The organism is Pseudochrobactrum saccharolyticum (genome assembly GCF_008801715.1).
GTDB lineage: Bacteria > Pseudomonadota > Alphaproteobacteria > Rhizobiales > Rhizobiaceae > Pseudochrobactrum > Pseudochrobactrum saccharolyticum.
Genome location: NZ_VZPG01000001.1, coordinates 17,056 through 31,621, shown reverse-complemented (window position 1 = coordinate 31,621; position 14,566 = coordinate 17,056). Strand labels below are relative to the sequence as shown.

Annotated in this window: 15 protein-coding genes; 13 read left to right on the top strand and 2 right to left on the bottom strand. The window is 50.7% G+C overall.

Annotation, left to right across the window (positions count from 1 at the left end; translation table 11 throughout):
* The first annotated feature begins 11 nt into the window (after window positions 1-11).
* The 4 genes from F7P81_RS00235 (at window position 12) to F7P81_RS00220 (ending at window position 4,592) form a co-directional block, all read left to right on the top strand.
* Window positions 12-620 carry a riboflavin synthase gene (locus F7P81_RS00235; RefSeq protein WP_151157945.1) on the top strand — a complete coding sequence of 203 codons (609 nt, stop codon included), beginning with the start codon at window positions 12-14 and terminating at the stop codon, window positions 618-620.
* A 413-nt stretch (window positions 621-1,033) separates the two neighbouring features.
* Window positions 1,034-1,495 carry a 6,7-dimethyl-8-ribityllumazine synthase gene (locus tag F7P81_RS00230; protein ID WP_028233523.1) on the top strand — a complete coding sequence of 154 codons (462 nt, stop codon included), beginning with the start codon at window positions 1,034-1,036 and terminating at the stop codon, window positions 1,493-1,495.
* A 1-nt stretch (window position 1,496) separates the two neighbouring features.
* Entirely contained in the window at window positions 1,497-2,003 is a 507-nt protein-coding gene (gene nusB / locus F7P81_RS00225; protein WP_075655648.1) for a transcription antitermination factor NusB, read from the top strand.
* A 447-nt stretch (window positions 2,004-2,450) separates the two neighbouring features.
* Window positions 2,451-4,592, top strand: a complete 2,142-nt coding sequence (locus tag F7P81_RS00220; RefSeq protein ID WP_151157943.1) for a sodium-translocating pyrophosphatase — start codon at window positions 2,451-2,453, stop codon at window positions 4,590-4,592.
* A gap of 81 nt (window positions 4,593-4,673) precedes the next feature.
* Here F7P81_RS00220 and F7P81_RS00215 read toward each other — a convergent pair whose 3' ends face one another.
* Window positions 4,674-5,186 (bottom strand): outer membrane protein assembly factor BamE, encoded by a 513-nt coding sequence (locus F7P81_RS00215; protein WP_075655863.1) that lies wholly within the window; start codon window positions 5,184-5,186, stop codon window positions 4,674-4,676.
* Window positions 5,187-5,275: 89 nt separating this feature from the next.
* Here F7P81_RS00215 and F7P81_RS00210 point away from each other — a divergent pair, with 89 nt between their 5' ends.
* The 6 genes from F7P81_RS00210 (at window position 5,276) to F7P81_RS00185 (ending at window position 10,549) form a co-directional block, all read left to right on the top strand.
* The gene (locus tag F7P81_RS00210) at window positions 5,276-5,815 is read left to right on the top strand and encodes a ubiquinol-cytochrome C chaperone family protein (RefSeq protein WP_151158919.1); all 540 of its coding nucleotides are present in this window, start codon (window positions 5,276-5,278) and stop codon (window positions 5,813-5,815) included.
* 56 nt (window positions 5,816-5,871) lie between these two features.
* Entirely contained in the window at window positions 5,872-6,447 is a 576-nt protein-coding gene (locus tag F7P81_RS00205) for a DUF177 domain-containing protein (protein WP_151157941.1), read from the top strand.
* A gap of 335 nt (window positions 6,448-6,782) precedes the next feature.
* Window positions 6,783-7,859 carry a phosphate acyltransferase PlsX gene (gene plsX, locus F7P81_RS00200; protein ID WP_121992771.1) on the top strand — a complete coding sequence of 359 codons (1,077 nt, stop codon included), beginning with the start codon at window positions 6,783-6,785 and terminating at the stop codon, window positions 7,857-7,859.
* A gap of 341 nt (window positions 7,860-8,200) precedes the next feature.
* Window positions 8,201-9,172 carry a beta-ketoacyl-ACP synthase III gene (locus F7P81_RS00195; RefSeq protein WP_151157939.1) on the top strand — a complete coding sequence of 324 codons (972 nt, stop codon included), beginning with the start codon at window positions 8,201-8,203 and terminating at the stop codon, window positions 9,170-9,172.
* Between the two features lie 147 nt (window positions 9,173-9,319).
* The gene (locus F7P81_RS00190) at window positions 9,320-9,646 is read left to right on the top strand and encodes an integration host factor subunit alpha (protein ID WP_022710773.1); all 327 of its coding nucleotides are present in this window, start codon (window positions 9,320-9,322) and stop codon (window positions 9,644-9,646) included.
* Window positions 9,647-10,024: 378 nt separating this feature from the next.
* Window positions 10,025-10,549, top strand: coding sequence for a MerR family transcriptional regulator (locus F7P81_RS00185; RefSeq protein ID WP_022710774.1), 525 nt, complete (start codon window positions 10,025-10,027; stop codon window positions 10,547-10,549).
* 63 nt (window positions 10,550-10,612) lie between these two features.
* Here the strand turns inward: F7P81_RS00185 and F7P81_RS00180 are convergent, their stop codons facing one another.
* The gene (locus tag F7P81_RS00180) at window positions 10,613-11,032 is read right to left on the bottom strand and encodes an META domain-containing protein (RefSeq protein WP_170265196.1); all 420 of its coding nucleotides are present in this window, start codon (window positions 11,030-11,032) and stop codon (window positions 10,613-10,615) included.
* A gap of 181 nt (window positions 11,033-11,213) precedes the next feature.
* On the opposite strand from F7P81_RS00180, the gene F7P81_RS00175 reads away from it, so the two are divergent.
* From F7P81_RS00175 to F7P81_RS00165, 3 genes are all read left to right on the top strand, one after another.
* Window positions 11,214-11,657 (top strand): MarR family winged helix-turn-helix transcriptional regulator, encoded by a 444-nt coding sequence (locus F7P81_RS00175; RefSeq protein ID WP_246176004.1) that lies wholly within the window; start codon window positions 11,214-11,216, stop codon window positions 11,655-11,657.
* 283 nt (window positions 11,658-11,940) lie between these two features.
* On the top strand, window positions 11,941-13,476 hold the full coding sequence (locus tag F7P81_RS00170) for an MFS transporter (RefSeq protein ID WP_151158917.1): 1,536 nt from the start codon (window positions 11,941-11,943) through the stop codon (window positions 13,474-13,476).
* Window positions 13,477-13,503: 27 nt separating this feature from the next.
* Window positions 13,504-14,550, top strand: a complete 1,047-nt coding sequence (locus F7P81_RS00165; RefSeq protein WP_151157935.1) for an HlyD family secretion protein — start codon at window positions 13,504-13,506, stop codon at window positions 14,548-14,550.
* Window positions 14,551-14,566: the final 16 nt, after the last annotated feature.

The window sequence follows — 14,566 nt, the reverse complement described above, 5'->3', positions numbered from 1 at the left end:
AAGGATTTCTTATGTTTACAGGCATTGTTACAGATATCGGTGAAGTTGCTGAAATCAGCCCGATGGATGAAGGTGTGAGACTGCGTATTGATACGCATTATGACCCGAAAACCATTGAGATCGGTGCATCTATTGCCTGTTCGGGTGTGTGTCTGACTGTGACCCGTCTGCCGGATATTGAAAGCAATGCCTGCTGGTTTGAAGTGGAAGCATGGGAAGAAGCCCTGCGCCTGACGACGATCAGCGAATGGAAAGCCGGACGCAAAATCAATCTGGAGCGTTCGCTGAAGCTTGGTGATGAAATGGGCGGTCATCTTGTATCCGGCCATGTCGATGCCATGGCGGAAATCATCAATATTCAGCAGGAAGGTGAGGCAGTGCGCTTTACCATCCGTGCACCGGAAAATCTGGCGCCGTTTATCGCGCAGAAGGGCTCCGTGGCACTGGACGGCACGTCGCTGACAGTCAATGGCGTCAACGGCAATGAATTTGATGTGCTGCTGATCCGTCATTCGCTGGAAGTGACCACATGGGGCAAACGTCAGGTCGGCGACAAGATCAATATCGAGATCGACCAGCTGGCGCGTTATGCAGCCCGCCTTGCGCAGTTTAAGGCATAAACACCTTTTTTATGACAACCGGACGGGATGCCGCTTATGCAGATAAGCGGCATCTTTGTTTTATGCGTGCGACAAAATCACTGAAAAGCTGCAAACAGGGATTACTTTTCAACCGCAATGCTGTAGAGCAGCAGTCATTACCGTTCAGGCGTTGCTTTAACTCAGTTGTGCAGATTGATCTGTCGCAGCAGGGTCTCGCTGTTGTTGCGGGCAAAAAGCATATTGAAAAATGTATGGCTGCTTACATTGTAAGTGCCGCAGGTTTCTATAGAATATGATTTATATACGTTCCCGTAAGCAGCCTGTGCCTGCGGGAGAGGATACAGTGTTCTTGACCTGTGGCAGTTTCAGATAAACCGCTCTGGTCGTCGTGGATTCGATTGCTTTAAAGGCAGCTGATTATGGAGAATGAGATGACCGGAAATCTGGCCTATCCGCCGCATATTCTGATTGTTGAAGCCCGTTTTTACGATGCGCTTTCTGACGCGCTTCTGGATGGTGCCAAAGCGGCGCTGGATGAAGCCGGTGCGACTTATGATATTGTGACGGTCATGGGCGCTCTTGAAGTTCCTGCGGCTATCTCTTTCGCTCTTGATGCTGAGGCCGGTGGCGGCACAGAATATGATGGTTATGTTGCGCTTGGCACAGTCATTCGCGGCGAGACCTATCATTTTGAAATCGTTGCCAATGAATCCTCCCGCGCATTGACAGACCTGTCTGTGGCGGAAAGCATTGCGATCGGTAATGGCATTCTCACTGTTGAAAATGAAGAGCAGGCCTGGGCCCGCGCCAAACGCAGTGAAAAAGACAAGGGCGGTTTTGCAGCGCGCGCTGCCCTGACGATGATTGATTTACAGAAAAAATTTGGAGTCTGATATGACCGCCCCTCATGCGACGCCGCAGAATGCGCCGCGCACCGCCAATAAGCGAGGCGTTGCACGCCTTGCTGCCGTTCAGGCACTGTATCAGATGGAAGTCACCGGCACCGGCGTGCTGGACATTGCTGCTGAATATGAAAATTTCCGCCTCGGCAAAGATATTGACGGCGATCAGTATCTGGAAGCTGACCCTCAATGGTTCCGCGCCATTATTGCCGGTGTGGTTGCCGACCAGCGTGTGCTGGATCCGATGATCCGCCAGTCGCTGACCGAAGACTGGCCGCTGTCGCGCCTTGATTCGACCCTGCGTGCGATTTTGCGTGCGGGTATCTGGGAATTGCGCACTAAAAAAGAAGTGCCGACAGCCGTTATCGTCTCGGAATATGTAGATATTGCCAAGGCTTTTTACGAAGAAGATGAGCCGAAACTCGTCAATGCTGTGCTGGATCGTCTGGCATTCGAAATTCGTGGCGAGAGCCGCGGAACCAGAAAAACGCCGCGCTGACGGTGTTTGGCAGAGGTGATTGCCTTTGCGATGCATTTTAAAGCCATCAGAGCCGGTACAATATTGTGCCGGCTTTTTTATATTGCCGGTACTTGCGCTGTTACCGTTTTTAAAACAGGCACTTGACCTTTGTTACAGGCTTTCGCATCCTGCGCACAGAATACCGGAAGACAAGCCTGAAGCATGCTGATCAGACAGATGCTGAACGAAACATAATCCTGAAGACTGAGAGATTTCAGAGCAGGATTATGGGGTAAATCAAACTGCCGGACTCTGAACTGAAATAACTGCCCTCTGTTGCTGTCTGAACAGACTGTGAGCATTTTCAGAAGCGCACTTCGCGCTTTAAATGACTGCTGTACCTTGCTCCATGCCGTCCTCCGTTATCGGGAGATAATCCGGTTCTCATTCCGGAATTATAAAGGCCGAAGAATAAGGGGAATACGCATGGCAGTTCTCATACTCATTCTTATTTGTGGCATTCTCGCACTGGTCTATGCAGGCTGGGCAATCCGCTCGGTATTGGCATCGGATGCGGGTAATGCGCGGATGCAGGAAATTGCAGGAGCAATCCGCGAGGGTGCACAAGCCTATCTTGCACGCCAGTATATGACGATCTTTTTCGTCGGTGCGGTGGTTTTTCTCATTACATGGTGGTTGCTGGGTGCCTATGCGGCTTTCGGCTTTCTGATCGGGGCGGTTTTGTCCGGCGTGGCGGGCTTTATCGGGATGCATGTCTCCGTGCGCGCCAATGTGCGCACAGCGCAGGCGGCTTGGATGAGTCTGGCAGGCGGACTGGAGATTGCCTTCCGTGCCGGTGCAGTCACAGGTATGCTGGTGGCAGGTTTGGCACTGCTTGGTGTTGCCGGTTATTACACATGGCTCACGGCGATGATGGGCTATGCTTCCGGTGACCGTGTGGTGATTGATGCCTTGGTAGCACTTGGCTTCGGTGCTTCGCTTATTTCCATCTTCGCGCGTCTTGGCGGCGGTATTTTCACCAAGGGTGCCGATGTCGGCGGCGATCTGGTCGGCAAGGTTGAAGCCGGTATTCCTGAAGATGATCCGCGCAATCCGGCAACCATTGCCGATAATGTCGGCGATAATGTTGGTGACTGCGCCGGTATGGCTGCGGATTTGTTTGAGACCTATGCGGTAACCGTGGTGGCAACCATGGTGCTGGCGGCAATCTTCTTTGCCGGTACGCCATTGCTGCCAGTAATCATTCTCTATCCGCTGGCTATTTGCGGGCTTTGCATTCTCACATCCGTTGCCGGTACATTCTTTGTGCGGCTCGGGACGGATAACTCCATTATGGGGGCTTTGTATAAGGGGCTGATTGCAACCGGTCTGCTGTCTGTGGTGGGGCTTGCAGTAGCAACCACACTGACTATCGGCTGGGGAGAGGTCGGTACTGTTGCCGGTATTTCCATCACCGGTACAAACCTGTTCATTTGCGGGCTGATTGGTCTGATTGTCACCGGTCTGATCGTGGTGATTACGGAATATTATACCGGCACAAATAAGCGTCCGGTTAATTCTATTGCGCAGGCCTCTGTCAGCGGACATGGCACCAATGTCATTCAGGGACTGGCTGTGTCACTGGAATCAACGGCACTGCCTGCGATTGTTATCGTATTCGGTATCATTACCACCTATCAGCTGGCCGGATTGTTCGGTACGGCGGTTGCGGTAACAGCGATGCTCGGCATTGCCGGTATGATCGTAGCACTCGACGCCTTTGGCCCTGTAACGGACAATGCCGGTGGTATTGCGGAAATGGCGGGGCTTGATCCGGAAGTGCGCAAGGCAACAGATGCGCTGGATGCGGTAGGCAATACCACCAAGGCGGTAACCAAAGGCTATGCGATTGGCTCAGCCGGTCTTGGTGCCTTGGTGCTGTTTGCAGCCTATTCCAATGATCTGGCATTCTTTGCAGCAAATAGTCAGAACTATCCGTATTTCAGTGATATGGGGCCAGTCTCTTTTGATCTTTCCAACCCTTATGTGGTTGCAGGGCTGATCTTCGGCGGTCTGATTCCCTACTTATTTGGCGGTATCGCCATGACGGCAGTTGGACGTGCTGCGGGATCGGTGGTGCAGGAAGTACGCCGTCAGTTCCGTGAAAAGCCGGGTATCATGAGCGGTACGGAACGGCCAGATTATGCCCGTGCGGTGGATATTCTGACCAAAGCTGCGATCCGCGAGATGATTATCCCGTCATTGCTGCCGGTACTGGCGCCATTGGTGGTTTATTTCGGCGTATTGCTGATCTCCGGTTCCAAGGCTTCTGCTTTCGCGGCGCTCGGTGCTTCTCTGCTCGGTGTGATTGTCAACGGATTGTTTGTGGCGATTTCCATGACCTCCGGTGGCGGCGCATGGGATAATGCCAAGAAGAGCTTTGAAGATGGCTTCACCGATGCCGATGGTGTGAAGCATATGAAGGGTTCGGAAGCGCATAAAGCTTCGGTCACCGGTGATACTGTCGGCGATCCTTATAAGGATACGGCAGGGCCGGCGGTCAATCCGGCAATCAAGATCACCAATATTGTGGCATTGCTGCTGCTGGCCGTACTGGCGCATCAGTAAAGCGTGCAGGTAAAGAAAAACGCCGGTGAGATATTCTCACCGGCGTTTTTGTTCTCATCACTGCAATCATGCAGAAATAGTTTAGATCGTGCCCGGCAGGGAGGTCGGCATTTTGCCAACGCCCTGAATAAGCTGACCGATAAAGCTCTGATCTTTACCGCCGGTTGGTGTTGTGCGGGAGATGAAGTCGAAGACTTTACCATCCTGCAGACCATAATGGGCGATCTGAGAGACTTTACCATCCTTGTTGAAGTAAACAGCAAGAATGCGGCGGTCGATGATTTTAGGCGCCATGAACTGCGCAACACGATAACGCTTCTGCGAAATATAGTAGAAGACTTCATTATCAAATGTAGCAGTTGTTGACGGGGTGCCGAGCGTTAGCAGAACCTGCTCACGGCTGGAACCGACAGGAACAGAATCAAGTGCCTGTTCATCAAGGACGTAACCTTCAGTCAAAGTTTCTGAAGGATTGAGCGTGCTTGCGGTATTGCAACCGGCAAGCCCGAGCGAAAAAAGCACGGCTGCGCCTGTAATGAGCAAGCTTCTGCTGCGGTTTTGTGCGAAAATACGCTGCAACGACGACATCTCCATAACCATTATCCCAACGGTACTTCCGTATCCAGATGAACTTGGGTAAACCACCTTGCATCCGGATGCAACAAAAGCATGGGCGTTAAATGATGATTCTTAATTTATTAAGACGCAAATCCCGAGTAAATGAAGCAATTACACTGTCTGCTTATGAGAAAATCGTGGCGGCAGCACGACAAAAACGCTTTTACGCGGAGTTTCTTGTGCCCGATACGCCGATCGGCCGCTATGAAATGCTGTCTTTACATGTGTTTTTGCTGATGCACCGGCTGAAATCTGAAGATCCGGCACTGAAAGAACTGACGCAGGACATTGCCGAAGAGTTCTTCAAAGATGTCGACCATTCCCTGCGTGAGCTTGGTATCGGCGATCAGGGCGTGCCGAAGCGCATGAAAAAACTGGCGCGCATGTATTATGGCCGTGTACTGAGCTATGCTGAGGCAATCGACAAGAATGACAGCGCGGCATTGGCTGTCGCTCTCGGCCGTAATGTGCGTCCGGATCTGACCGAGGCCGGTAAAGAATGGGAGCATAGTGAGACAATGGCCGCTTATGTGATGCAGGTTTATGCGCATTTACGTGAGCAGCCGGACAGCAGCTTCCTTGAAGCAAGCTTCAGCTTTGCATAAATAATACAAATACAAATGCCGGTATTGCACCGGCGTTGAAACGAAATGGACTTATCATGACTAAACATAACGGGTCGGGCAATGCGGGCTTAAGCCATCCGGTGCCGGTGGCGCATGTGCCGCCTAAGGGCATGACCGTTAAGATCGAAGCCAATGAGAAAGAGCGTGCTCTTCTGGCTGCCAATCATGAATTGCTGTCGGTTGATTCATTCACGGCAGATTTTCTGATTACACGTTGGAAGAAAGACGGCATTAAACTGCGCGGTCATATTGAAGCGCAGATCGTGCAGGCTTGCGTTGCGACGCTTGAGCCGATCAATGCAACGATCAGTGAAGAAGTGGATACGGTTTTCGTACCGGAAAACTCCCGCCTTGCCCGTATTCGTCTGGATGAAAGCGGTGAAATGCTGATTGATGCCGAAGGTCCGGATATGCCGGAAACTTTTGAAGGTGACCGCATTGATATCGGCGCTGTGGCTGAAGAATTCTTTGAACTGGCGATTGATCCTTATCCGCGTAAAGCCGAGGCGGAATATGTCGAAATTATCGAAGATGACGAAGATGAAGCCGCAAGCGATATCAAGCCGGATTCGCCTTTTGCTGGTCTGGCCAAGCTGCGTGACAAAAACTGAGATTCTGTTTTTAAACAGCGGATGCTTCGCGTGATTTGAATAGTCAAAGCCTGTAAAGTGCTTTATATTCAAAAACATGCTGTGGGAGCTGCCGTTTCGCGGAATGGTGTCTGCGTGCCAAAATTAAAAATAAGTTGTGTGCGCAGGCAAAAAAGTTATTTTGCAAAATTCAGGGCGGGTTGCAGTGCTGTATAGGGCTGCAACTTCGCAGATGAAAAAGACGAAGATATTCACGTTTGCTTTGCGGGCGCGGAATATACATTTAAATCATGCCGGACAGGCAGCCTTTATGGCAAACCCGTGTGGTTTTGTGAGGACCGGTATAGGACGATCAAGTGGTCACAATTTCTATTGACGCTATGGGGGGCGATTTTGGCCCTGAAGTGGTTATCCCCGCTGCGGCGAATGCACTGGAGCGTCATCCTGACATCCGGTTTGTTTTTTATGGCTTAGCAGGCCAGGTCGAACCTTTTCTGGATAAATTTCCTAAACTGAAAGCTGTATCGGTGCTGCATATCAGCGAAACCGCGGTGCAGATGGACGATAAGCCTAGTCAGGCTTTGCGCAATGGTCGCGGCAAATCCACGATGTGGCAGGCGATTGAAGCGGTGAAAAACGGCGAAGCCGATGTTTGTGTATCCGCAGGCAATACCGGCGCACTGATGGCAATGGCGAAATTCTGCCTGCGTATGATGGCTAATATTGAACGTCCGGCGATTGCGGCGATCTGGCCGACCACGCGTGGCGAAAGCATTGTACTGGACGTGGGTGCGAGTATTGGCGCCGATGCCCGTCAGCTGATTGATTATTCGGTGATGGGTGCCGGTATGGCACGCGCCTTGTTTGAAATTAAGCGCCCGACTGTCGGTCTGCTCAATGTTGGTGTTGAGGAAGTCAAAGGTCTGGATGCAATCAAGGAAGCGGGCGCTGCTTTGAAGGCAACACCGCTGCCGGGTTTTGAATATAACGGTTTTGTCGAGGGCGATGATATCGGCAAAGGCACAGTCGATGTTGTTGTGACGGAAGGTTTTTCCGGCAATATCGCTCTGAAAACTGCCGAAGGTACTGCCAAACAGATTGCGGCCTATCTGCGTGGTGCGATGAGTCGTACATGGATGGCGAGGATCGGTTATATTTTTGCCAAAGGCGCATTTAATCGCCTTAGGGAAAAGATGGATCCGAACAAGGTCAATGGCGGTGTGTTTCTCGGTCTCAACGGTGTGGTTATTAAAAGCCACGGCGGCGCTAATGTTGACGGTTTCTGTTCGGCGATTGAGGTGGGTTATGACATGGTGCGCAATGGTCTTATGCAAAAGATCGAGGCGGATCTGACCACATTTTACAGCCATTACAAAGCTGATGATGCTGAAGTGACCGGCGATACGGCAGACGCAACTGCAAAACCGGCCTGATCCTTTAATTTAGAGCATTTCACAGTCAAATTGGATCAACTTGACGAAAGTGACAATGCGACAAACTAAAGAATCTAGAGCGAGTGCTGTGAGGTAATCTGAACGTAAGCCGCTCTATCGTAAATTCGCCTTATATGATTTCCATATAAGCGTTTATTCTGTCAGTCATTGCTTTCCGTTCAGGCATTTGTAATGACTGACACTATATTGCAATTATCCGGCGATAAATTCACGCATGTGTCTCGCCGGACGAGCACGCACAATATCAATATATGTATCCGGTGTCGTCGGATGGCTTGCTTTGCGCCAGATGCCCGATATGTCAGACAGGAAAATTACTGATGATCAGATCCGTCGTTAAAGGCATTGGTGCAGCCACACCGGAACGCGTTGTAAAAAATGCCGAGCTGGAAGGGATTGTCGAAACATCTGACGAATGGATCGTTCAGCGTACAGGTATTCGTCAGCGTTATATTGCTGCGGAGAATGAAACGACCGTATCTCTCGGCACCAAAGCCGCACAGGCTGCTCTGGAAAATGCCGGCCTGACTGCGGATGATATTGATCTCATCATTCTGGCAACCTCCACACCAAATCATACATTTCCGGCCAGTGCTGTAGAAATTCAGAATGCACTGGGCATGAAGCACGGCTTTGCCTTTGATATGCAGGCTGTGTGCAGCGGTTTCGTCTATGCGGTGACAACGGCTGACATGTATATCAAGAGCGGCATGGCCAAGCGCGTGCTGGTGATCGGTGCTGAAACTTTCTCGCGTCTTCTCGACTGGAAAGACCGCACTACCTGCGTATTGTTTGGTGACGGAGCTGGTGCGCTGGTTCTCGAAGCCGGTGAGGGCAATGGTCTGACCTCCGATCGCGGTGTGCTGACAGCCAACCTGCGTTCCGATGGTTCCCATAAAGAAAAACTCTATGTTGATGGCGGCCCTTCAACAACCGGGACAGTCGGTCATCTGCGTATGGAAGGCCGTGAAGTTTTCAAACATGCGGTGGGCATGATTACTGATGTGATCGAAGCCTCATTTGCAACCACCGGCCTGAGCGCTGAGGATATTGACTGGTTCGTTCCGCATCAGGCCAATAAGCGCATTATTGATGCCTCTGCCAAGAAGCTGAACATTGCAGAGCATAAGGTTGTGATCACCGTCGATCAGCACGGCAACACATCAGCAGCTTCCGTGCCGCTGGCTCTGGCGACCGCAGTAAAAGACGGCCGTATCAAAAAAGGCGACCTTATTTTGCTTGAAGCAATGGGCGGCGGCTTTACCTGGGGGGCGGTTTTGCTGCGCTGGTAGGGCACTCAAACAGCATTTCAATGGCTTATTGACTGAAAAGAAGTTTCATACGGTACAAAAGTCTGCTTGACCATCGGCGTTGCATCTGTGTAACCTGTTGCACATACAAGATATTATCACCTTTAACGCTAGCCGAGTAGGTTCATCATGGGGGGTAAGACTGTCACGCGTGCCGATCTGGCTGAAGCTGTCTATCGCAAGGTAGGGCTTTCACGTACGGAATCTGCGTCGCTTGTTGAAATGATTCTTGACGAAGTCTGTGATGCCATTGTGAATGGTGAAACTGTTAAGCTTTCATCTTTTGCAACATTTCAGGTCCGCGACAAGAATGAGCGCATTGGCCGTAATCCGAAAACCGGTGAAGAAGTTCCAATTCTGCCGCGTCGGGTTATGACCTTCAAAGCATCAAATGTGCTGAAACAGCGTATTCTGGATCAGCATCTTGCCCGTCAGGGTAATAAGGCCAAGGCCTGATTATCTGCCTTACTTAAAGGCTTCCGATTTTGAAGCACCGGCTGCATATGTGGCCGGTGTTTTACTTTCTGCGCATGTTATGGCGGATCAGGGCCTGTCTCTGTGCCGTGAGTGATACGGATTTTTAACCTTGATAGGTTTTCCGCTTAAGGCATTATGCAGCCTGCGATTTTTGCATTATGGTAGGTGATAATAAGAATCATTATAAATGCCGAACAAAGTGCCGCGGTCAGAACCGGATTCTCGACTTTTTTGTCAGAGATAGGCCTGTTTTTTATATGTTTATATGCGGAATGCCTTGTTTTTGCAGGAAATGTGATTCATTCAAGTTGTGTATCGTTTGAGTGATACTCCTTTACGACCGGAAAGGGGCAGTACATGAATAAAAGTCCTGATGCGTTTAAGACGATCAGTGAGGTGGCGGAAGATCTGGATTTGCCGCAACATGTGCTGCGTTTCTGGGAGACGCGCTTTACCCAGATCAAGCCGATGAAACGCGGCGGCGGACGCCGTTATTACCGTCCGCTGGATGTGGAATTGCTTAAGGGCATCCGTCATCTGCTCTATGATCAGGGCTATACAATCAAAGGTGTGCAGCGTTTGCTGCGTGAAAATAATGCACAATTCATCATTGCGCTCGGCAATGGAGATGTTGCTGCTGTTGAGGCGATAACGCGTCAGAAGCAGGCGACAGCTGCGCAGGATGCGGCGATTGATGATTATGATCCGGAAGAACAGCGCCAGTCTTCAGGCGGCCGTAAATTATTCGGCCTGCTGCGCGGTGATGAAGAGGGGCCGATGGGCGCTGATTCCAAACGCCTGAATAAAGACAACCGCACTTTGTTGCAGGAAGCGCTTTTCGATTTGCTGGAATGCAAACGCCTGCTCGATCAGGTGCGCTAAAGATAGTTTCTGACTTTAGGAAAACGGGGTGGTGTAAACCGCCCCGTTTTTGTTTTTATGGTCTCAGACACGCTTCAGACGAAGCACTTCACGATTTTTTGAATCAATCAGGATCAGTTTGTTTTTGCTGAGTTTCCAGCTTGTGACCAGATTAAGTGCGGCGTGAAATTTGGAATCCTGCTGCATCATAGGCGGCGGGCAGGCCATCAGTGTTGCGCCAACCGGCTGCACTTTTACTTTATCGCCTTTAATTTCCATGCCGCCCATATAGCGATTGCAGCCGCCACTGCCGGAAATTTTGCCATCCTGCGCAATATCAAGGGTGGATTGCACTTTTGCATGCACTTTATGTCCCTGAATGCGCTCTGTAATCCAGTTGCCGTAAATTCCGGATTCCGCAGCATTGGCGGTGCTGAATCCTGCGAGCATTAATCCTGCAGAAATCACAGCAGATTGAATGAGTTTGGTGGAGCTGAACGCCATATTTGTCCTCGTTATGAAATGATTTGCTTGCGGATAAGGGCATGTGAACCCGACTGTCTGATGTTTGTCCACCTTAAATACAGTGATGAGTAAACGCTTATCGCGCATATCGGGTTGCAAAATGCTTTAAATAAAATTATATAGCTTAATAATTGTTAGCTTCCTACCTATGTGTGTGCTCATGAAACCTGCAATCATACAGAAACGTGCTGATTTGCTCACGGATATGTCCGTGGCGGGGCGCAAGCTGCGCACTTTATTTGATGCATTCGCCAAAGAGCACGACATGACATTGTCCCGTGCCCGCACGTTGTTTTTGCTTTCAACCCATGAATGCATGACGCAGACAGAACTGGCTGCGGCATTGGAAATTGAAACACCGACACTGGTGCGCCTCATTGACGGGCTGGAAAAGCAGGGGCTGGTCACGCGACGTGCCGTGGAGGGCGACAGACGCGCCAAGCACATCATTCTGACCGAAGCGGCACATGATCAGGTGGAAGAGTTGCACGTTGTCGCTGAGCAATTGCGCATCCGCATTCTTCAGGATTTGAGCGAGGCCGATCTGGATGAGGGCTTACGCATTATGCGGGTAATTTTGAAGAATATGGAAGCAATCAGCTGATTTTATCATGGCAGATATAAGAGTGACCGGAAAGGATGAGCCTGAAGAGGCCGGAGATGATGCCGATGCAGTGCTGCATCCGGCAAAAGCCGGTGTGCAGGAAACGGAAAAGCCATCAGCTGAAGCTGTGCCTTCCGCCTCACAACAGTCGGTGAAACCGGCGCTTGTTGAGGAAGCGGTGGAAGCTCCTGCATCTGATGCCCCGCAGGCTCCTGCGGCTCCGCCTGTACCACCGGCAAAACCGTTTCTGCTTTCTGCTGCTTTTGTGTGTGCATCTCTGTTGATGTGGATCACACAGGGCATTGGTCTGAATATGGTTGCAGTCAATATTCCGCAAATACAGGGCGGACTTGGCGCTACGACTGCGGAAACAACATGGCTGCTTGCTGCTTATATGGCGCCGAATGTCAGCCTGACATTGTTCCTGATGAAAATCCGCACGCAATACGGGTTGCGCCGTTTCACAGAACTGGGGCTGCTGACATTTGTGGTGGTTACATCACTGCACTGGTTTATCCATGACCTGAACTCGGCATTGATTGTGCGGTTCTTTTCCGGGGCTGCAGCATCGCCGATGTCGACGCTCGGCTTTTTCTATATGCTTGAAGCATTTCCCCCGAGCAAGAAAATGAGCTGGGGGCTGTGTCTTGCTTTGACCTGCACGACACTTGGTGCACCGCTGTCGCGCATTATTTCTCCTATATTGCTGGATGCCGGTCTGTGGCAGCAGCTTTATATGCTGGAAATCGGTCTGGCGATGCTGTGCTTTGCAACGGTCTATACACTCAAGCTGACACCGATCCCGCATCAGAAAGTGCTCGAAAAACTGGATTTCATCAGCTATCCGCTGATTGCAACCGGTTTCGGACTTTTGGCGATGATGCTGGTTGTCGGTCGTTTATACTGGTGGCTTGAGGCACCGTGGATCGGCATCTGTCTCGCGGTTGCTTTTGCTGCTCTGGCATTGGCTGCAGCGATTGAATTCAACCGTGAAAATCCGCTGATTAATATCCGCTGGCTGACCAGCAGGCAGACGCTGACTTTTACCGGCATGTTGCTGGTGTTTCGTCTGGTGCTATCGGAGCAGACAGCGGGTGCCACGGGTATGTTTCAGGCGCTCGGCATTTATAATGAGCAAAGCACCGGCCTTTACTGGGTTCTGATTATCAGCTCGTTTATGGGCGGTATCAGTTGCGCGATGGTTATCCGTCCGGGACGTGAGGCCTATATTTATGCAGTTGCGCTGATATTGATTATGACCGGTGCCTTCATGGATGGTCATGCCAATAATCTGACCCGTCCTGAAATGATGTATCTCAGTCAGGCGATGATTTCATTCGGCGGAGCCTTGTTCTTACCGCCTGCCATGGCGGCGGGCTTGATGAGTGCACTGAAAAACGGACCAGCTTATATTACCAGCTTTATTGTGATTTTCATTTTCACGCAGAGTGTGGGCGGGCTGTTTGGCTCCGCAGTCTTCGGCAGCTTTGTAACATGGCGGCAGCAGCATCATATGCGTGCGCTTTATGACCAGATTGTACTGACTGATCCTCTGGTGACCTTGCGTATCTCGCAGCTATCGGCAGCCATATCGAAGGTTATCACTGATCCTGCCTATATTCAGGCTGAAGGTGCGATGCTGCTTGGCCAGCAGATCGCGAAGGAAGCAACTGTGCTCTCCTATAATGATCTGTTTCTGCTTGTATCCGCTATCGCCGCGCTGACTTTGGCCATTCTGATTATCCGTCGCGCTGTTTTCCCCGTAATCGGGAAACTTTGGCGCTTGATTCACGGGCGCGCAATTGCGCAGCCCGCATAAGTAGATTTTGATTTGTGAGTATCTGAAATGCAGAAGATTTTTCGTAATTCGGCAACATTGTTTATTCTGGCTATTGGTCTCTGCGGCGTATTGTTCATCCTTTATGCCTGGCAGCTGCCGCCATTTCGCTCCTCCGTGCAGATGACAGAAAACGCCTATGTCCGCGGGCAGGTCACAATTATCAGCCCTCAGCTGGCAGGTTATATCAAGCAAGTGCCGGAGCGCGATTATCTGCGTGTGAAAAAAGGTGATGTGTTATTTGCGCTGGATGACCGCATCTATGTGCAGAAGCTGAAACAGGCTGAGGCCATGCTGGAAACGCAAAAAGCATCTTTAGCAAATTCTGAGCAGGATCGTTTAGCCGCAAAGGCACGGACACGCTCCGGCGAAGCAGTGCTGAACACTGCGAAAGTGGCGTTGAATGTGGCCGAGGCGAATTATAACCGCGTGACACCTTTGCGTAAAAGCGGGGTGATGACCCAGAGCAATGAAGACCAGTCTTTATCTGCTTTGGAACAGGCGCGCGGTGCTGTCAGTCAGGCTGAGGCTGCGCTGGAAGTCAATAAACAGGATGTACAATCCATCATTGTTCGCAGGCATTCTCTCGAAGCGGCTGTGACAAATGCAGAAGCTGCAGTTGATCTGGCCAGAATTGATCTGAGCAATACAAAAATTATTGCGCCTCAGGATGGTGTGCTTGGGGAAATCGGTGCGAAGCCGGGGCAATATGTCAATATTGGTGCACAGCTGACAAATCTGGTGCCTGATAAAAAGTGGATCATTGCCAATTTTAAAGAGACGCAGTTTTACGGTATGAAAGCCGGACTACCGGTGACATTCACTGTGGATGCATTAAACCATGAGAAAATGATCGGTCATATCGAAGCTTTTTCTCCGGCAACAGGCTCGGAATTCAGTGTTCTGAAAGCGGATAATGCGACAGGGAATTTTATCAAGGTAACGCAGCGGCTGCCGGTTCGCATTGCTATTGATGGCGGGCAGGAGCAGGTCGAACGTCTGATGCCAGGTATGTCGGTTATCGTAAAGGTTGATACCAGAGTTGCAGCGGAATAATGCTCGCATGACAACA